This window comes from Streptomyces sp. NPDC088554 (genome assembly GCF_044752945.1).
In the GTDB taxonomy this organism is placed as follows: Bacteria; Actinomycetota; Actinomycetes; order Streptomycetales; family Streptomycetaceae; genus Streptomyces.
The window spans coordinates 104695-123180 of sequence record NZ_JBIVMF010000018.1; the positions used below are offsets into that span (position 1 = coordinate 104695).

General features: G+C 72.8%; 15 protein-coding genes and 1 pseudogene. 6 read left to right on the forward strand and 10 right to left on the reverse strand.

The genetic code is table 11. The features are described 5' to 3' along the window. Window positions 1–239: 239 nt before the first annotated feature. Window positions 240–1367 (forward strand): DMT family transporter, encoded by a 1128-nt coding sequence (locus tag ACIP8W_RS21820; protein WP_401957136.1) that lies wholly within the window; start codon window positions 240–242, stop codon window positions 1365–1367. Here ACIP8W_RS21820 and ACIP8W_RS21825 read toward each other — a convergent pair. Further along, a complete protein-coding gene (locus ACIP8W_RS21825; protein ID WP_401957135.1) occupies window positions 1248–2426 on the reverse strand; it encodes a peptidoglycan DD-metalloendopeptidase family protein in 1179 nt (392 codons plus the stop codon). The genes ACIP8W_RS21820 and ACIP8W_RS21825 overlap by 120 nt on opposite strands. Window positions 2427–3063: 637 nt before the next feature. Between ACIP8W_RS21825 and gndA the strand changes: the two genes are divergently transcribed. Next, on the forward strand, window positions 3064–4503 hold the full coding sequence (gene gndA, locus ACIP8W_RS21830) for an NADP-dependent phosphogluconate dehydrogenase (RefSeq protein ID WP_401957133.1): 1440 nt from the start codon (window positions 3064–3066) through the stop codon (window positions 4501–4503). A gap of 288 nt (window positions 4504–4791) precedes the next feature. On the opposite strand, the pseudogene ACIP8W_RS21835 reads toward gndA, so the two are convergent. The 8 genes and pseudogenes from ACIP8W_RS21835 to ACIP8W_RS21870 all read right to left on the reverse strand — a co-directional run. Beyond that, window positions 4792–4929, reverse strand: a pseudogene (locus tag ACIP8W_RS21835) (arylsulfatase); the annotation flags it as partial. Between the two features lie 17 nt (window positions 4930–4946). Next, window positions 4947–5378 (reverse strand): aspartate 1-decarboxylase, encoded by a 432-nt coding sequence (panD, locus tag ACIP8W_RS21840; RefSeq protein WP_401957130.1) that lies wholly within the window; start codon window positions 5376–5378, stop codon window positions 4947–4949. Window positions 5379–5478: 100 nt separating this feature from the next. After that, window positions 5479–6024, reverse strand: a complete 546-nt coding sequence (locus ACIP8W_RS21845; RefSeq protein ID WP_401957127.1) for a DoxX family membrane protein — start codon at window positions 6022–6024, stop codon at window positions 5479–5481. Window positions 6025–6245: 221 nt separating this feature from the next. Beyond that, window positions 6246–6449, reverse strand: coding sequence for an antitoxin (locus tag ACIP8W_RS21850; RefSeq protein WP_401957125.1), 204 nt, complete (start codon window positions 6447–6449; stop codon window positions 6246–6248). A gap of 79 nt (window positions 6450–6528) precedes the next feature. Beyond that, the gene (locus ACIP8W_RS21855) at window positions 6529–6930 is read right to left on the reverse strand and encodes a hypothetical protein (RefSeq protein WP_402204231.1); all 402 of its coding nucleotides are present in this window, start codon (window positions 6928–6930) and stop codon (window positions 6529–6531) included. Between the two features lie 585 nt (window positions 6931–7515). Beyond that, window positions 7516–9192, reverse strand: a complete 1677-nt coding sequence (gene murJ, locus ACIP8W_RS21860) for a murein biosynthesis integral membrane protein MurJ (protein ID WP_402204233.1) — start codon at window positions 9190–9192, stop codon at window positions 7516–7518. A 30-nt stretch (window positions 9193–9222) separates the two neighbouring features. Beyond that, window positions 9223–11547 carry an alpha-xylosidase gene (gene yicI, locus ACIP8W_RS21865; protein WP_402204234.1) on the reverse strand — a complete coding sequence of 775 codons (2325 nt, stop codon included), beginning with the start codon at window positions 11545–11547 and terminating at the stop codon, window positions 9223–9225. 229 nt (window positions 11548–11776) lie between these two features. Continuing rightward, complete coding sequence (locus tag ACIP8W_RS21870; RefSeq protein WP_401957117.1) at window positions 11777–12838, reverse strand: LacI family DNA-binding transcriptional regulator; 1062 nt, start codon at window positions 12836–12838, stop codon at window positions 11777–11779. A 155-nt stretch (window positions 12839–12993) separates the two neighbouring features. Between ACIP8W_RS21870 and pgm the strand changes: the two genes are divergently transcribed. Both pgm and ACIP8W_RS21880 read left to right on the forward strand, forming a co-directional pair. After that, window positions 12994–14634, forward strand: coding sequence for a phosphoglucomutase (alpha-D-glucose-1,6-bisphosphate-dependent) (gene pgm, locus ACIP8W_RS21875; protein ID WP_401957114.1), 1641 nt, complete (start codon window positions 12994–12996; stop codon window positions 14632–14634). Window positions 14635–14900: 266 nt separating this feature from the next. After that, entirely contained in the window at window positions 14901–15359 is a 459-nt protein-coding gene (locus tag ACIP8W_RS21880) for a SpoIIE family protein phosphatase (RefSeq protein WP_402204237.1), read from the forward strand. Between the two features lie 279 nt (window positions 15360–15638). On the opposite strand, the gene ACIP8W_RS21885 is transcribed toward ACIP8W_RS21880, so the two are convergent. Further along, window positions 15639–16016: an ArsR/SmtB family transcription factor gene (locus tag ACIP8W_RS21885; protein ID WP_401957111.1), complete on the reverse strand. Its 378-nt coding sequence runs from the start codon at window positions 16014–16016 to the stop codon at window positions 15639–15641. Window positions 16017–16111: 95 nt separating this feature from the next. Between ACIP8W_RS21885 and ACIP8W_RS21890 the strand changes: the two genes are divergently transcribed. Together ACIP8W_RS21890 and ACIP8W_RS21895 are read left to right on the forward strand one after the other, a co-directional pair. Further along, a complete protein-coding gene (locus ACIP8W_RS21890; RefSeq protein WP_402204239.1) occupies window positions 16112–18085 on the forward strand; it encodes a heavy metal translocating P-type ATPase in 1974 nt (657 codons plus the stop codon). Continuing rightward, the gene (locus ACIP8W_RS21895; RefSeq protein ID WP_401957105.1) at window positions 18082–18483 is read left to right on the forward strand and encodes a (2Fe-2S) ferredoxin domain-containing protein; all 402 of its coding nucleotides are present in this window, start codon (window positions 18082–18084) and stop codon (window positions 18481–18483) included. Before ACIP8W_RS21890 ends, ACIP8W_RS21895 begins: the two co-directional genes overlap by 4 nt. Window positions 18484–18486 lie beyond the last annotated feature (3 nt).

Sequence of the window (18486 nt, forward strand, 5' to 3'; positions counted from 1 at the left end):
CCGATCACCCGGCCCACTATTCCCGGGCGGCCCGTCCGCCTCGTACCGCCCGTCGCTCAGAACGCGTAGCAGTCCCCGCGCGGGAGCCGGGCGCCTCCGCCGGGCCGGGACACCCCCGCTGACCAGGGCTACCGTCCCGGGGGAGGAATCCGTGGGCGGTGCGTACTACGACGGCAGTACGCATGATCGACCTCTGGGGGACGACGCCGAAACCTCCCGGACGAGAGATCGTGGAAGACATGAGTGCACTCGCGCTGTCCGTCCTCCTGTCGCTGGTCTCCGCGGTCGCCTACGCCTCCGGGGCGATCCTCCAGGAGCACGTCGCGGCGGCCACCCCCGACCGTCCCTACGCGCCCCTGCACCACGGGGTGTGGTGGGCCGCCGTCGCCCTGAACGGGGCGGGTGCGGCGCTGCATGTCGTGGCGCTGGCGTACGGACCACTCAGCCTGGTGCAGCCGCTCGGCGCGCTCACCATCGTCTTCGCGCTGCCGCTGGCGGCGCTCTTCGTGGGGCGCCGGGCCGGGCGGACCGCGTGGCGCGGGGCGCTCATGACGTCCGTGGGGCTGGCCGGGCTGCTGGCGCTGACCAGCGGTTCGGACGCGCACTCGCTGGCGGGCGGGGAGCGGCTGACGCTGGCGGCGGTCACCGCCGGCGGGGTGGGGCTGCTCTTCCTGGTCGCGCAGCTCATCGGGCGGCCGGTGGTACGGAGTCTGCTGCTGGCCACGGCGGCGGGGGTGTCCTTCGGGATCGCCTCGGTCTTCACCAAGACCGTGGCCGTGGAGTGGACCTCCGGCACGCCGGCCCTCCAGTTGCCGAGTCTGTCGGCCATCGCGGTGTTCGCGGTCTGCGGGCTGCTGCTCTCGCAGGCGTCCTACCGGGGCGCCGGGCTGGCCGCCCCGCTGGCCATGGTCACCGTCGCCAACCCGGTGGTGGCCGCCGCCGTGGGGCTCACGCTGTTCGGCGAGGACTTCCGGTACGGCACGCTCGGCGCGGCGCTGGCACTGGTCGCCGGGGCGGTCGCGGCGGGCGGTCTGGTGCTGCTCACCACGGAGCGGCTGGGCGCGGCGGCGCGGGAGGCGCAGCGGCCCCGGGGCCCCGCCCGTGCGGACGCCCCGGAGCCGGTCGCGTACGACACCGGGAACGGCGCGGCCGGGGCCACCCGGGTGGACGCCCGGCACCGGAACGCCGTCCGTCCCCGGTCACAGGTCCGGCCCGCACCGGCCGGGGTGCCACCGCGCGGCGCGGACTCAGACCTGGACGCCGCCCGCCCGCAGATAGGCGAGCGGGTCGATGTCGGTTCCGTAGCCGGGCCCCGTACGCATCTCGAAGTGGAGGTGCGGACCCGTGCTGTTGCCGGTGGATCCTGACCGGGCGATCCGCTGGCCGCCGCCGACGTTCTGGCCCTCGCGGACCGTGAGCGCGGACAGATGCGCGTACTGGCTGTACTTGCCGTCCGCGTGCCGGATCACCACCTGGTAGCCGTACGCGCCCGCCCAGCCCGCCGAGACCACCCGGCCCGCGGCGACGGCCTTCACGGAGGTGCCGGTGGGGACCGGGAAGTCCACACCCGTGTGGTACCCGCTGGCCCAGGAGCCCGACTGGCGGTAGCGCGTGCCGGTGCCCCCGGCGACCGGGGCGGACACCACGTCCGTCTTCGAGACGGCCTGCGCGGGCGCCTCGGCCTGCTGTTTCTTCTCCGGGGCCGGGGCCGGGGCCTTGGGCGCGGCCTTCTCCCCGGTCTTCTGCCTGGCCTTCTCCCTGGCCGGTGTCTGCACCCGCAGCACCAGCTTCTGCCCGGGAAAGATCAGGTCCGGGTCGTCACCGATGACCTTGCGGTTCTCCTCGTACAGCCGCCGCCAACCGCCCTTGACGGACTCCTCGACGGCGATCCCGGTGAGCGAGTCCCCGCGCGCCACGGTGTAGCCCTCGCGCTGGGTCGGTACGGAGGTGGGCGAGGCGGCCTTCCTGGCGCTCTTCGTGGTACGGGAGGACGCCTGGGCCTTCAGCGTGTCGCGGGTGGGGTCCGGCGTGATGTCCGGCGCGCCGCCGCCCCGGGTCAGCCCCGCGCGGACCGAGCAGGCGGGCCAGGCTCCGGGTCCCTGGCCCTTGAGCACCTTCTCCGCGACGGCGATCTGCTGGTCCTTGGTGGCGAGGTCGGCCCGTGCGGCGTAGTTCCGGCCGCCGTACGCCTCCCAGGTGGACTGGGTGAACTGGAGTCCGCCGAAGTAGCCGTTCCTGGTGTTGATGTTCCAGTCGTTGGTCGACTCGCAGGCGGCGACCTTCTCCCAGACGTCCACCGACGCCCCGTGGGCGGTCCCCCCGGCGATGAGCGGCAGCGCCATCCCGGCGCCGCCCGCCGTGACGGTCAGTGAGGCGCGGTTGATACGGCTCGGCTGATATCGGCGGTGCCGACCGGTTGCGGCCATGGTTCTGGCTCCCCCCACTGGCTGTAGGCGCCTGTGTTGCAGGACACGTCGGGCGGCCAACGTAAGGGCTGCGCAAGGACGATGACAAGACCTCACCCCTGGGCGAGACCGCCGTACCGCGACCGGGACACCGCCCCTGCGGAAACCGCCGCCCGGCCGGCAGCGGGGTGGTCGGATCCGGCCGGTTGTGGACCGGGGCGGGCGCGGGCAGGGGCGGTCACCCGTTCGGGCTCATAGGTCGTTTGTACAAGCAAGCGACCGGTCGCGATCAGGCTCTTCACCGCGCCTGCTGTGCCCGTCCCTGCCCGTAACGCCGGGGCCGTCCGGCCTGGTCAGCGCCGTAGCGCGGGTCACCGCCCGCTTGGACACGGCGGAGCCCCCGGACCGGCGCCCGATGTGGTGGACGGCGGGCCGGTCCACCGCCCGTCCGGGTTCATCCGCTGGACGCCTCTCGCGTTCGCGCGGTGAACACGGCACGATGCGACAGACCGGAAATACCTGAGGTTCCGGGCCGCTTGATCATTGTTGAACAGCCGTGTTCGTCGCTACGTATCCCTCTCCGGTCGGGTCCCTCCCCTTCCGAAGGGCCCGATCGCGCAGGGCACGGCACATCCGACGGATATCCAGGAGCACACGCATGAGTGGTACTGCCCAGATCGGCGTCACGGGGCTCGCGGTGATGGGCCGCAACCTCGCCAGGAACTTCGCCCGCAACGGCTTCACCGTCGCCCTGCACAACCGCACCGCGTCGAAGACCCTGGCCCTGGCGGACGAGTTCGGTGACGAGGGCACGTTCATCCCGGCCGAGTCGGCCGAGGAGTTCGTCGCGGCGCTGGAGCGGCCCCGCCGGCTGGTCATCATGGTGAAGGCGGGCGAGCCCACGGACGCCGTCATCGAGGAGTTCGCCCCGCTGCTCGAAGAGGGCGACGTCATCATCGACGGCGGCAACGCGCACTTCGCCGACACCCGGCGCCGTGAGAAGGACCTGCGCGAGCGCGGTATCCACTTCGTCGGCGTGGGCATCTCCGGCGGCGAGGAGGGCGCGCTGCACGGCCCGAGCATCATGCCCGGCGGCTCGGTCGAGTCGTACGCGTCGCTCGGCCCGCTGCTGGAGAAGATCGCCGGCAAGGCGAAGGACGGCACGCCCTGCTCCACGCACATCGGCCCGGACGGCGCCGGTCACTTCGTGAAGATGGTGCACAACGGCATCGAGTACGCCGACATGCAGCTGATCGCCGAGGCGTACCACCTGCTGCGGTCCGTCGCCGGGTACTCCCCCGCGAAGATCGCGGAGACCTTCAAGGCGTGGAACACCGGCCGGCTCGACTCGTATCTGATCGAGATCACCGCCGAGGTCCTCGCCCACACGGACGCGGCCACCGGCAAGCCCTTCGTGGATGTCGTGGTCGACCAGGCCGAGCAGAAGGGCACCGGCCGCTGGACCGTGCAGATCGCCCTCGACCTCGGTATCCCGGTCTCCGGTATCGCCGAGGCGGTCTTCGCCCGCTCGCTGTCCGGCCACGCCGGGCTGCGCGAGGCGTCCCGCACGCTGCCGGGCCCGACCGCGACGCCGCTGGGCGAGGCCGACGCGGCGCGCTTCGCCGACCGGGTCGAGCAGGCGCTGTACGCGTCGAAGATCGTGTCGTACACCCAGGGCTTCCACCAGATCCAGGCGGGCAGCGAGGAGTACGGCTGGGACATCGACCTCGGCGCGGTCGCCTCCATCTGGCGCGAGGGCTGCATCATCCGCGCGGCGTTCCTCGACCGGATCCGCGAGGCGTACGACACGCGGAGCGACCTGCCGAGCCTGCTCTCCGACAAGGGCTTCGCCGAGGAGATCGGCGCGGCGCAGGACGACTGGCGCGCGGTCATCTCCGCCGCCGTCCAGCAGGGTGTGCCGACCCCGGGCTTCGCCGCGGCGCTCTCGTACTACGACGCGCTGCGCGCCGAGCGGCTGCCCGCCGCGCTGACCCAGGGCCAGCGCGACTTCTTCGGCGCGCACACCTACCGGCGCACGGACCGCGAGGGCGCGTTCCACACCCTGTGGGGCGGCGACCGCTCCGAGGTCGCGAGCTGACGCTGACGCACCCGACGGCCTAGAACGGCCTGGGCTCCGGCTCCGGTACGGGGCCGGGGTCCGGCGGGCCCGGTACCGGGTCGGGGCCGGGGATGGGCGCCGGGGGCGGCGGCATGGGGATGGGGCTCGGTACGGGACCGGGCCCCGGCAGCGGACCGGGGGGAGCCGGCGGTACGGGCGGGCTGGTCATGCCTGTCCTCCAGAGGTGACGGAAGTGTCCGTTCCCAATGTCTCCCGGAGCGCCTGCCACCGCGCGCGGCCGTCATCCGGACGGGTTCGCCCGACGGCCGCCCGCGCGCCCGGCCGCCCGGCCCCGGCGCGGGTCAGCAACTCCTCGTGGACGAGATGGCGCAGCGCGAGCCCCGGGTGGTCCGCGTCCCGCAGGGCGTCGAAGACCGGGAGATGGGCCGGGGAGGTGTGCAGCAGCGCGAGCGGGGCGGCCGCTACGGACGCGTCCCCGGCGCGACGGCGTGCGGGCCGCGTACCGTACCGCTGTCCGGTACGGGCGCCGACGCGTCCGTACCCAGCTCGACCACCCGGTTGTCCGGGCCGACGTGGACGATCCTCGGGGTGAGCGCCCGCGCCTCGGCGTCGTCGAGCTGGGCGTAACTGATGAGGATCACCAGGTCCCCGGGGTGGACCAGATGGGCGGCGGCGCCGTTGATGCCGATGACTCCGGAGCCGCGTTCGCCCTCGATGGCATACGTTTCGAGCCGGGCGCCGTTGTCGATGTCGACGATGTGCACGAGTTCACCGGGCAGCAGATCGGCGGCCTCCAGCAGCGCGGCGTCCACGGTGACGGAGCCGACGTAGTGCAGGTCGGCGTGGGTCACGGTGGCCCGGTGGATCTTGGATTTGAGCATGGTGCGCAGCACGGCGTCACTCCCTGCCGGTCAATAGGGTCGCGCCCCCGTCGTGGGGTACGCGCCGACGTCGGCAAGGGTACGCGGCCCGGCCCACCCGCCATCGGCCCGGTCAGAACTCGGCGACGACCGGCCCGGCCGCCTCGGCGTCCGCCGCCAGGTCCCTGGCGCGTTTGCGGACGACCGTGGCCGCGGCCGCCGCGCTCACCATGAAGGCGACGGGGACCATCCAGTGCCGGTCGAGGGCGTGGCAGGTGGCGTGGTCGAGGGAGTAGCGGCCCGCGCCGATGAGGCCGATGGAGGCCGCGGTCCAGCCGAGGAGGGCCGGGTACTCGAAGCCGCCCGACTGGGCGAAGAACCCGCCGGACCAGTGCACCGCCACCGCGCCCGCCATGCCGCCCGCCGCCGCGGCCCCGGCCGCCGGGGTGGCCAGCCCGAGCGCCAGCAGCAGCCCGCCGCCCGCTTCGGCCGCCCCGGCGGCGAGCGCGTTCCGTCTGCCGGGTCTGAAGCCCATGGCCTCCATCGACTGGGCGGTGCCGTCGATCCCCCCGCCGCCGAACCAGCCGAGGAGTTTCTGCGCTCCGTGCGCGGCGAGCACCCCTCCGGTGCCCAGTCGCAGGGCGAGCAGTCCGAGGTCACGGCGGCTGTGACAGGTCATGGCGGGCTCCGGGGTCCGTGGGTGGGTCCGTACGGCTCCACTCTCGGCCCGCCCGCCGGTGGAGGGTGACTCTTGCTGGGCCGTACGGGGAGGGGCGGCGGCCGGGTCCGTACGAGACGGGAGCCGCCTCGTACCTCCCCGCGCGTGCCCGGGCCCGAGCGCGCCGGGCACGCTCGGGCCCGGGACCTCCGTCGGGCGGGGTGGGCTCAGGGAGGGAGGGGTCAGCTCTGCGGCGGGCGGTCTCCGGAGGGCGGGGGCTCCTCCGTGCCGAGCTGCTCGTTGATCTTCTTCTGCGCCATGTCGACCTGGCTCTTGTACTTGTTCCCGGTCTTCCGGTCGAACGCGTCACCGGCCTTGTCCACACCTTGGCGGACCATGCCTTCACGCCCCTTGATGAGGCTCTTCAGCTTGTCGAGCATCGACATGTTCGGACTCCTCGCTCGGAACGTACTCACGTCCACCATCGTCGTCGCCCGTCGATCCCGCATCCGCTGGACGCCGGCCTCAGCCCAGCGCGGCGCCGGCCCCGCCCTTCGGGGCGCCCGTCAGCTCCTCGCGCGGGGTGGCGATGGTGCTCCTCGGCGGGGTGACGGTCCCGTCGGGGTGGCCGGGCATCCTCGGGGTCTTCGTGCCGTACAGCCAGTCGCCGAGGAAGCCGGACAGATCCTGTCCGGAGACCTCGGAGGCGACCGCGATGCAGTCCTGGGTGGACGCGTCGGCGTTGCGGTACCGGTCGACGAAGGTGTGGTCGATCCTGGCGAAGGTCTCCTCGCCGACCAGGTTCCACAGCGCGTACAGGGTGAGCACTCCTCCGAGGCAGCGCTGGCTGTGGAAGAGATCAGCGGCGGTCGGGGAGGCAACCGGGCCCCGTCCTCGCGCCACTGGCCACTGGGGTGGTCGTTGCACGGGAACACCGTGCGCGCCAGCTCCGGCTGCCCGGCCACGGCGAATCCGTCGAGGGTGGGCACCCAGCCGTTGCGCGGCGGCTGGAGCTTGCACGGGTCGGCGGTGTGGTCGATCCGTACCGTCAGCGGGGAGCCGTTCCTGACGCACGAGGCCGGGGTGACGATCAGTTTCTCCGCGAGCTGTTCGACCGCCCACCGTGACCGCGTGGACGACCGGGCCGAACAGGTCCAGGGAGAAGCGGGAGAGGTTCTGGGCGGCGCGGGCGGTGAGGGTGACGCACGCGTCGACGAGCCGGGTGTCGGCGCGGTACGTGAAGTCCAGCAGGTACGCCGAGACGCGGTATCCGGTGTTGCCGAGCACGGGGTAGACCGGGTCGCCCGGACCGCCGCCGCCCGGGGTGCCGCCGCCAGCCCGCGCCCAGCAGGCCCCGGGCCGTCGCGGAGACGGCCTCGTCGGCCCTGGCCACGGGGGCGAGGGCCGCCGCCGGAGCGACCGATCGGTGCCGTGGATAAACATGATCACCGATGAAGATCACGGTCCCCGCGCACTTCGCCCCCACTCCGGGCGATCCGCCGAGAAAAACGCCTACCGGAGGCCGGGCAGCGCGCGTACCTCCTCGGTCTTCAACAGCCGCGCGAGAACGAGGTACACCACGGCCAGGACGACCGTCCCCGCCGCCGCCGCCAGTGCGGTCGTCCGGATGCCCGTACCCACCGCCCCCGGCAGCACGTCGGCACAGGCGCGGGCAGCGGCCACGCCGAGGGCGGCGGCCGGGGCGGCGGCGAGGAAGAACTTCGCATAACCGGCGCCCAGGGCCCGGCCCTCACCGATCGGCCCGCCGAGCCTCCGGCGCAGCCGCCACACGGTCAGGGCGAGCCCGGCGACGTACGACAGGGTGTACGCGGCGGCCATCCCGGTGACCGCCCAACGCGCGGGCAGCAGTAGATGGCACCCGGTGGCCAGGGCGATATTGACGGCGGCGGTCCACGCGGCCATCAGGAACGGGGTGCGGGTGTCCTCGAAGGCGTAGAAGGCGCGCAGCAGTACGTACTGGACGGAGAAGGGGATCAGGCCGAGGCCGAACGCCTGGAGCATGTGTCCCATCGGCCGGACTGAGGCGGCGTCGGCCGCGCCATGGGCGAAGAGCAGCTCCGCGATCCACGGTCCGAGGGCGAGGAAGAGGAATCCGGCAGGCACGATGACCACGCCCGTCAGCCGCAGCGCGCGGGTGAGGTCGGCGCGCAGATCCTGGATCCGGCCCTCGGCGGCGGCTCTGCTCAAGCGCGGCAGCAGCGCGGTGACCAGGGAGACGGTGACGATGGACTGTGGCAGCAGCCAGATGGTCTGCGCGTAGCTGTACGCGGTGTATCCGGCGCCGGAGTGCGGAAGTTCGGCGTCGACGGCGTTGGCGTAGTTCGTGACGACGGTCAGCGCCACCTGGTTGACCAGGACGAACAGCAGGGTCCACTTCGCGGCGTGCGCGCTCCTGCCCAGCCCGGTGCCCCGCCAGTCGAACCGGGGCCGGAAGCGGAAGCCACTGGCGCGGACGAAGGGGATCAGCGCGACGGCCTGGAGGGCGATGCCGCAGGTCGTGCCGATCCCCAGCAGCCGCACCTGGGCAGTGGTGATGTCCTCGACCCGGTCGGGGACCGTCATCAGTCCCAGATAGCACGCGAACATGCCGATCAGTACGGTGTTGTTGAGCACCGGGGTCCACATCATCGCCCCGAACTTCTCGCGGGCGTTGAGAACTTGGCCCAGGATCGCGAACAGTCCGTAGAAGAAGATCTGTGGCAGCAGGAACCGGGCGAAGACCACGGTGAGTTCGAAGGCCGCGTGGGTGTCGGGGGTGTCCCTCATATAGAGGCCGACGATCCCCGGGGCCGCCCACACCGCCAGCGCGGTCCCGGCGCCCAGAAGACAGAGGACGAGCGTCACCAGCCGCTGTTCGTACGCCCGTCCGCCGTCCGCGTCCGTGGCCCTGGCCCGTACCAGCTGGGGTACGAGCACCGCGTTGAGCGCCCCGCCGATCAGCAGTGTGTACAGGCTCGTGGGCACGGTGTTCGCGGTGTTGTACGTACTGGCCAGCAGCCCCGTGCCGAGGGCCGCGGCCTGGAGTATCTGCCGGATCAGTCCGGTGGCCCGGGACACCACGGTGCCCAGGGCCATCAGCAGGGACGACCGTACGAGCCCTCCCCCGTCCTTCCCACCGCCCTCCTTCTTCCTCTTCTTCCTCTTCGGTGTGTCCGTCTCCGTGATCATCGCGCCAACCTAGCGCCAGGCCCGCGCCGCTCACCAACTCGCGGTCAGGCGACGGGTTCCCGCCGGGCAGCGGTAGAGCGCGCCGAGCGGGTCGGCGACCGCGTCACCGGCCGGGGCGGCGCCCATCAGCAGGACGTTCCAAGGGAGTCGGCTCTCGGTCTCGACGACGATCCCGTCGCCGGAGCGCCGGGTGGTGAAGACCGCGGCGGCGCCGGAGCCGTCGGGCAGCGGGATGGTGGTGACCACGTCCGCGCCGCCCTCGACGGAGGCCGGGGCCGGGGCGTACACCCGCAGTGTCACACCGTCGGCCCAGTCGTACTCGGGCGCCTCGTCGGTGGCGCCGAACGGGATCACCGCGCCCGGTCTGGCCAGCAGGGGCAGTGTGTCGAACCCGTGGGTCTCGCGCCGCCAGCCGGGTCCGGAGACCTCGGCGCCGGTGAGCACCTGGGTCCAGGTGCCCTCGGGCACGTAGTAGTCGACGGTGCCGTCCTCGGTGAAGACGGGGGCCACCAGCAGATCGTCGCCGAGCATGTACTGCCGGTCCAGCGGGTGGCAGGCCGGGTCGTCGGGGAACTCCACGAGCATCGCGCGCATCATGGGCGTGCCCAGCTCCCCGGCCTGGGTCGCCGCGCGGTAGAGGTACGGCATCAGCCGGTGTTTGAGCCGGGTGAAGGCGCGGGTGACGGCGACGGCCTCGTCGCCGTAGTCCCACGGCACCCGGTAGGACTTGGAGCCGTGCAGCCTGCTGTGCGAGGAGAGCAGGCCGAACTGCACCCAGCGTTTGAAGACGGCGGGGGTCGGGGTGCCCTCGAAACCGCCGATGTCATGGCTCCAGAAGCCGAAGCCGGACAGCCCGAGGGAGAGCCCACCGCGCAGCGACTCGGCCATCGCCTCGAAGGTGGACTCGCAGTCGCCGCCCCAGTGCACCGGCAGCCGCTGGCCCCCGGTGGTGGCGGAGCGCGCGAAGACGACGGCCTCGCCCTCGCCGCGCTCCCTCAGGAGCAGATCGTGGACGGTCTCGTTGTAGATCTGCGTGTAGTAGTTGTGCATGCGCTCGGGGTCGGAGCCGTCGTGCCAGACCACGTCGAGCGGGACGCGCTCGCCGAAGTCGGTCTTGAAGCAGTCCACGCCCTGGTCGAGCAGGACCCGCAGCTTGTCGGTGTACCAGGTGCACGCGGCCGGGTTGGTGAAGTCGACCAGGGCCATCCCCGGCTGCCAGCGGTCCCACTGCCAGACATCGCCGTCCGGCTTCCGCAGCAGATAGCCCTCGGCCATCCCCTCGGCGAAGAGCGGGGACTTCTGCGCGATGTACGGGTTGATCCAGGCGCAGATCCGTAGTCCCCGTTCCTTCAGCCGGGCCAGCATGCCCTCCGGATCGGGGAAGACCTCCGGGTCCCAGACGAAGTCGCTCCACTGGTACTCGCGCATCCAGAAACAGTCGAAGTGGAAGACGCTCAGCGGGATTTCGGCGTCGGCCATGCCCTGGACGAAGCGGTTCACCGTCGCCTCGTCGTAGGAGGTGGTGAAGGAGGTGGAGAGCCACAGCCCGAAGGACCAGGCGGGCGGCAGCGCGGGACGGCCGGTGAGCGCGGTGTACCGGGCGAGGATCTCGCGGGGTCCCGGGCCGTGGATCACGTAGAACTCCAGGCTCTGGTCCTCGACACTGAACTGGACCCGTCCCACGGCCTCCGAGCCCACCTCGTACGACACCTTCCCGGGATGGTTGACGAAGACGCCGTACCCCCGGTTGGTGAGGTGGAACGGGATGTTCTTGTACGCCTGTTCGCTGCTGGTGCCGCCGTCCGCCTGCCAGATGTCCACGGTCTGGCCGTTCTTGACGAACGGGGTGAAGCGCTCGCCGAGTCCGTACACACTCTCGCCGACGCCCAGCGACAGCTGCGCGAGCATGAAGTGCCGGTCCTCGGCGTCGGTGGCGAAACCGGCGCCGCGCGCGCCGAGGGAGGTCAGGGTCCGCCCGCCCGCGATGAAATCCAGCTGCCAGGGGGCGTCGGTGTCGGTGCGCAGGGCGAGGTCGCCGGAGATCAGCTCGATCACCGACCCCTCCCTGACGGCCTTGGCCCCGGTGCCGTCCGTACCGACGGCGAGCGCGAACTCGGGGCGCCGGGGCGCCCGGCCGCCGTGGTGGGTGACGCGGACACCGATCACGCCCTCGGCCGGTGACCAGCATTCCACCGTCAGCAGGGGGCTGTTGAGTGTGTCGCCGCGGTGTGTCACCCGGGCGACCGGGGCGTGGAGCGTGACCCGGTCGTCGGTGACGACGGCGTCGGCGACCGAGACCGCGTGGCGCGCGGTGACGCCGGGGCGCATCAGCCAGTACCCGTCGGTGAACTTCATCAGTGCTCCCGCTCTCTGCTCGTCGCTGTCCACAGCCGTGCGGCCCTGGCGCCTCACGGAACCAGCCGCGCCGCCACACGGAACCCAGCCGTACTGTCCCGCGGTGGACGGAGGAGGACGGGAGGCCGCGCGGGGAGTCGTACAGTCGAATCGATTCGATCGATGCTGCGGCGATGCTAGGCGCTCGCCGAAACGGCGACAAGGGGGTGTTCCGGCCGCGGTACGGGCGTCAGGGCCCGTCGGGTGAGCCGAGCGGGGAATCGCCCGGCAGCAGGACCGGGGCGATCAGCAGATGGCCGACGGAGTCGGCGAGCAGGCGCTCGCTGGGCCCGGGACCCCGCGCGCCGTCCTCGCGCAGCGCCGCCGCGGCGGACACGGCGAGCCGGGTGACCTCGGCGGCCAGCGTCCCGACCGGCAGCTCGATCCGGGGCAGCCGGCGGCTCGACGGGTCGCCCGGGAGCGTACCGATGACGACGACCGTGAGGTCCTCGGGCACCCGGAGCCCCTCCGCCGTCACCGACGCCAGGATGTGGTGGTGCGCGGAGGCGTGCTGCACGATCAGGGCGGTCGGCCGCCCGCCCGCGTCCCCGAGCAGCCCGCGCAGCCGGTGCGCCAGCCGGGCGGGATCGCCCACGGAGTGCACCACCTTGACGGCGGCTCCGGTCGCCCCGGCCCCCCGGCGCGCCCCGGCGATCCCGCGCAGCGCGTAACTGCGCCGCCCCCTGACCTCCGCCTCACCGGGCGCCAGGTACACCATCGCGCGGTGTCCGGCGGCGGCCAGTTCGCGCACCGCGAGGGCCGCCGCCGCCTCCCAGTCGAGGTCGGTCCAGGGGAGCGCGTCCTCGTCGGCGGGCCGCCCGATCAGCGCCGCCGGGAAGCCCAGTTCCCGTACGACGTCGATCCGGGCGTCCTCCATGTCGACCGCCATCAGGACCGCCGCGTCGGCCAGCCCGCTGCGGGCCACCCGGCGCAGCCCCTCGGCCTTGTCCTGGGACGTGGTGAGCAGCAGATCGAAGCCGAGGACGTTGGCCGCGTCGCTGACCTCGATGGCGAACCGGCCGTCCACGGAGGGCCGCCCCCCGGCCGCGCGCGGCAGCGCCAGGGCGAGTACATGGGTACGGCTGCTGCGCAGGGTCCTGGCGCTGGCCCGTGGGTGGTAGCCGAGCGCCTCCACGGCCTCTCGCACGCGCAGCCGGGTCTCCTCGGAGATGGACCGGGAGCCGTTGAACACGTACGAGACGGTGCTCGGCGCGACCCCGGCCCGCTCGGCGACGTCCCTGATGGTGGCCATCCTCGCCCCTTCGGTGGCGTGATGGACCATCGTAACGAACGGCGGGACGGGCCTCGGAGGGGCGAACCCGGGGAAGATGACCTCCGGACCGTATCGGACAGAATTGATCGATACAGAGCGTCATGAAGCAGCAATCGATCTGGAGGAGTGCGCAGATGCCGCACGAACGAGCGGGACAGCAGGCGCGGCCGGAGGAGCTCATCGATGTCGCCCGGCTGGTGACCTCGTACTACGCGCTGCACCCCGACCCGAGTGAGCCGGGTCAGCGAGTGGCGTTCGGGACCTCGGGCCACCGGGGGTCGGCGCTGGCCACCGCCTTCAACGAGGACCACATCGCCGCGACCAGTCAGGCGATCTGCGAGTACCGGGCCCGGCAGGGCACCGACGGGCCGCTCTTCCTCGGCGCCGACACGCACGCGCTGTCCGAGCCGGCCCGGGTGACCGCCGTCGAGGTGTTCGCCGCCAACGGGGTGACGGTGCTCATCGACAGCGCCGACGGCTACACGCCCACCCCGGCGGTCTCGCACGCGATCGTCACCCACAACCGGGGCCGGACCTCGGGCCTGGCCGACGGTGTCGTCGTCACCCCGTCCCACAACCCGCCCGCCGACGGCGGCTTCAAGTACAACCCGCCGAGCGGCGGCCCGGCCGGGTCGGCGGCGACCGACTGGATCCAGGACCGGGCCAACGAGATCATCGCGGGCGGCCTCAAGGACGTACGACGGCTGCCCTGCACGCGCGCCCTGGCCGCGCCGACGACCGGGCGGTACGACTTCCTCGGTACGTACGTGTCGGACCTGCCCGCCGTCCTCGACCTGGACGCGGTACGCGCCGCCGGGGTGCGCATCGGAGCCGATCCGCTGGGCGGCGCGTCGGTCGCGTACTGGGGCCGGATCGCCGAGCAGCACCGGCTGGACCTCACCGTGGTCAATCCGCTCACCGACCCGACCTGGCGGTTCATGACGCTGGACTGGGACGGGAAGATCCGGATGGACTGCTCGTCGCCGTACGCCATGGCCTCGCTGATCGAGCGGAGCGACCGTTTCCAGATCTCCACCGGCAACGACGCCGACGCGGACCGGCACGGCATCGTCACCCCGGACGGCGGGCTGATGAACCCGAACCACTATCTCGCCACGGCGATCGGCTATCTGTACGCGCACCGCGAGCGATGGCCCGCCGCGGCGGGGATCGGCAAGACGCTGGTGTCGTCCGGGATGATCGACCGGGTCGCCGCCGGGCTCGGCCGCGAGCTGGTCGAAGTGCCGGTCGGCTTCAAGTGGTTCGTGGACGGGCTGTCCGACGGCTCGCTCGGCTTCGGCGGGGAGGAGTCGGCGGGGGCGTCGTTCCTGCGCCACGACGGTTCGGCGTGGACCACCGACAAGGACGGCATCATCCTGGCGCTGCTGGCCTCCGAGATCCTCGCGGTGACCGGCCGGACGCCGTCCGAGCACTACCGCGCGCTCACCGACCGGTTCGGGGAGCCCGCGTACGCCCGTATCGACGCGCCCGCGACCCCGCCGCAGAAGGCGGTCCTGGCCAGGCTCTCGCCCGAGCAGGTCACCGCGGACACCCTCGCCGGGGAGCCGGTCACCGGGGTGCTCACCCGGGCGCCCGGCAACGGCGAGGCCATCGGCGGCATCAAGGTGACCACCGAGAACGCGTGGTTCGCCGCCCGCCCCTCGGGGACCGAGGACGTCTACAAGATCTACGCCGAATCCTTCCTCGGGGCCGGTCATCTGGAGCGGGTCCAGGAGGAGGCCGAGGCGGTCGTCTCGGCGGCCCTCGGCGGCTGAGCGTACGGATGGCACGCGCCGCTGTCCGCCCCCCTCGCGGTTTCGGGGGACGGACAGCGGGCGGCACCGGATTTCCGTACCGGATCCGCCGCCGCGCTCACACTCCTGCCCGCCGCCGCTCGCACCACCCGGACGGGGCCGAGAGTGGGAGAAGCCGGCGCGACCCGAGGGAGTGACCGCCTGCTGGTCCACCGTCGCGACCGTACTGGCGCCGGTGTCCCGGCCCGACCGGCGCGCCGACAGCGTCCCCGCCCTATTGCGTCACCGTGGTCTTCGGGGTGCTGAGTGTGCTGGGCTGCCGGTACCGGATCCACCACGAGAACGAACTGCTGCGGCTGCGGTCCACCGCCACCGCGATGCAGCGCTCCATCCTGCGTCCGCTCCCGCTGCGTGACACCCGGGTGCTGATGGACGGTGCGTACGAGCCGCTGCACGAGGACAAGCTCGTCGGCGGTGACATCTACGACCTCGTCTCCTCGCCGTACGGCACCCGGGTGCTGATCGGTGACGTCCAGGGCAAGGGGCTGCCCGCCATCGGGGTGGCCTTCGCCGCGCTCGGCTCCTTCCGCGAGGCGAGCCTCACGGGGCTCGTGGACGCCCTGGAGTCCTCGGTCGTACGGCACAACGCGTTCGCCCCGCAGACCGGTGAGCCCGAACGGTTCGTCACCGCCCTGGTCCTGGACATCGACGACGCGTCCGGTGCGACGGCACCTGGAGGACCTTGACGCCGGTCGGCTTCCCGGCCTTGAGGGTGGCGGCGAGCTGGACCGTGCCGTACCGCGTGCTGATGGCGTCTCCGGTGAAGGTGCAGGTGGTCGGATCCGTACCGCTGTCGGTGTTTTTGGTGTGTTCCGTATCTCCGGTGTCTCCGGTGTCTCCGGTATCCGAGGACTCCGGAGACACCGGCCCAGATCGCCCGCGGGGTCCGCCGAGGAGATCTCACGGCGTCCGCCAGGGAGATCCCGCGAGGTCCGCCGAGGAAATCCGGTAGCCGGACAGGCCGGTCAGACGGCCCCCGCCGCCGGGGCCGGGGCGTCGCGCAGGCCCAGCCGCAGATGCTCGACGTGGTAGAGGGCCTGGTCGAGGAGTTCGGCGACATGGTGGTCGTACAGGGCGTAGATGACCGATCGGCCCTGGCGTTCGCCGGTCACGAGGCCGAGGTTGCGCAGCAGCCTGAGCTGATGGGAGCAGGCGGACTGCTCCATGCCGACGGCCTCGGCGAGATCACCGGCCGCGCAGGGGCCTTCCTGGAGGTGGGCGAGGATCCGCAGCCGGGAGGGGGTGGCCAGCGCCTGGAGGGTGGCGGCCACCTCGGCGGGCCCCACGGCGTCCAGGCGGTCGCGGGTGGTGGCGGTGTGCGCGGCGTCGGCTCCATGACCCATGGCGTCCAGTCTAGCGATCACGCATGAAGATCTGTTCATGTGTTCCTGTATGGTGTTCCTGTTGCCCTCTCCTGCCCGCGAAGGGTTGTTTTGTCATGCCTTCTCTCCTGGCCCAGCGCTCCGAGGGGGCCGCTCCGGCCCGCGCGACGTCGGTGCCCCGGCGCCGTACCCGTGTCCTCGCGCTGCCCGAGGCCCGCTGGGCCCTGGCGTCCCTGGCGCTGTTCCTGGCCGCGCTCCCCCTCCAGCTGTCGGACGCGCCGGTGTGGAGCTACGGCCCGCTGTACGCGCTCGCCTACGCGGCCGGGGGCTGGGAGCCCGCCCGGTCCGGGCTCCGGGCGCTCCGGGAACGCACCCTCGATGTCGATCTGCTGATGATCGTGGCCGCGATCGGGGCCGCCGCGATCGGGCAGGTGATGGACGGCGCGCTGCTGATCGTCATCTTCGCCACCTCGGGCGCGCTGGAGGCCCTGGCCACCGCGCGCACCCAGGATTCGGTACGGGGGCTGCTCGACCTGGCCCCCGCCACGGCGACCCGGCTGACGGACGACGGCGGCGAGGAGAGCGTGCCCGCCGCCGGGCTCACGGTGGGCGACACGATCCTCGTACGACCGGGAGAGCGCGTCGGCGCGGACGGGCGGGTGCTGACGGGGGCCAGCGAGGTCGACCAGGCCACCATCACGGGTGAGCCGCTGCCGGTGGTCAAGGAGCGGGGCGACGAGGTGTTCGCCGGGACCCTCAACGGCTCCGGCGCACTGCGGGTCGAGGTCGGACGGGACGCCTCCGAGTCGGTGATCGCCCGGATCGTGGCGATGGTCGCGGAGGCGTCCGAGACCAAGGCGCCGACGCAGCTGTTCATCGAGAAGGTCGAACAGCGCTACTCCATGGGGCTGGTGCTGGCCACCCTGGCGGTCTTCGCCGTACCGCTCGCCTTCGGCGCGTCGCTCACGGACGCCCTGCTGCGGGCGATGACCTTCATGATCGTGGCCTCGCCGTGCGCGGTGGTGCTGGCCACCATGCCGCCGCTGCTGTCCGCCATCGCCAACGCCGGGCGCCACGGGGTGCTGGTGAAGTCCGCCGTCGTCATGGAGCGGCTCGGCCGGATCGACGCGGTCGCCCTGGACAAGACCGGCACCCTGACCGAGGGCACGCCACGGGTCAGCGGCGTCCAACCGCTGCCCGGCAGCGGCCTCGACGCGGACGGGCTGCTGGCGCTGGCCGCCGCCGCCGAACACGCCAGCGAGCACCCCCTGGCCCGCGCCGTCACCGGCGCCGCCCGCGAACGGCGGCTGCCCGTCCCGGCGGCGGACGGCTTCACCTCGGCGCCGGGCATCGGTGTGAGCGCGACCGTGGACGGGGTACGGATCGAGGTCGGCGCCCCCGCCCGGCTCGCGTACGACACCGAAGGACCGGCCGCCCCCGTCATCGCGCGGTGGGAGGAGGAGGGACACACCTCCGTGCTGGTACGGCGCGACGGCGCGCCCGTCGGGGTGCTCGGCATCGCGGACCGGCTGCGCCCCGGGGCCGCCGCCACCGTCTGCGCGCTGACCGCGCTGACCGGCACCGCCCCCACCCTGGTGACCGGCGACAACCCCCGGGCCGCCGCGCGCCTCGCCGCCGAGGCCGGCATCACCGACGTACGGGCGGCACTGCTCCCCGGCGACAAGGTCGCCGTCGTACGGGAGTTGGAGCGGGCCGGGCGCTCGGTGCTGGTCGTGGGCGACGGGGTGAACGACGCCCCCGCGCTGGCCGCCGCGCACACCGGGATCGCCATGGGCCGCGCGGGTTCCGACCTGGCCCTGGAGACCGCGGACGCGATCGTCGTACGGGACGAACTCGGCGCCGTTCCCACCGTCGTGGCCCTCTCCCGGGCGGCCCGCCGGCTGGTCGTGCAGAACCTGGTGATCGCGTCGGTGTTCATCTCCGTCCTGGTCGTCTGGGACCTGGCCGGACATCTGCCCCTGCCGCTGGGCGTCCTCGGCCACGAGGGCTCGACCGTCGTCGTCGGCCTCAACGGTCTGCGGCTCCTGCGTGAGGCCGCCTGGACGCGCGCCGGTAATCTGCCCTCATGAGCCGCCGTTCCACACCTCAGCGCATACCGGGAGCGCCCCGGCCCACCGTCACGGTCTGCCGGGGCTGCTGCTGCGGCACCCCGAAGATCCCCGGCCTCGACCACGCCGCCCAGCTCACCGAGTTGCGCGCGTCCCTCGCCGATACCGCCCGGGTCCGCCCGGTGCCCTGCCTGGACGCCTGCGAGCACGCCAACGTGATCGTCGTCCAGCCCTCCGCCGAGGGCCGCGCCGCCGGCGGCCGTCCCGTCTGGCTGGGCCTGGTCAACGACCCCGACGCCACCGCCGACATCACGTCCTGGATCCGCGCGGGCGGCCCCGGCCTCGCCGACCCGCCCAGCATCCTGGAGCTGTACACCTTCCGCCCGTCCCGCCGCGCGCGGGAGGAACTCAACGGCTAGAGC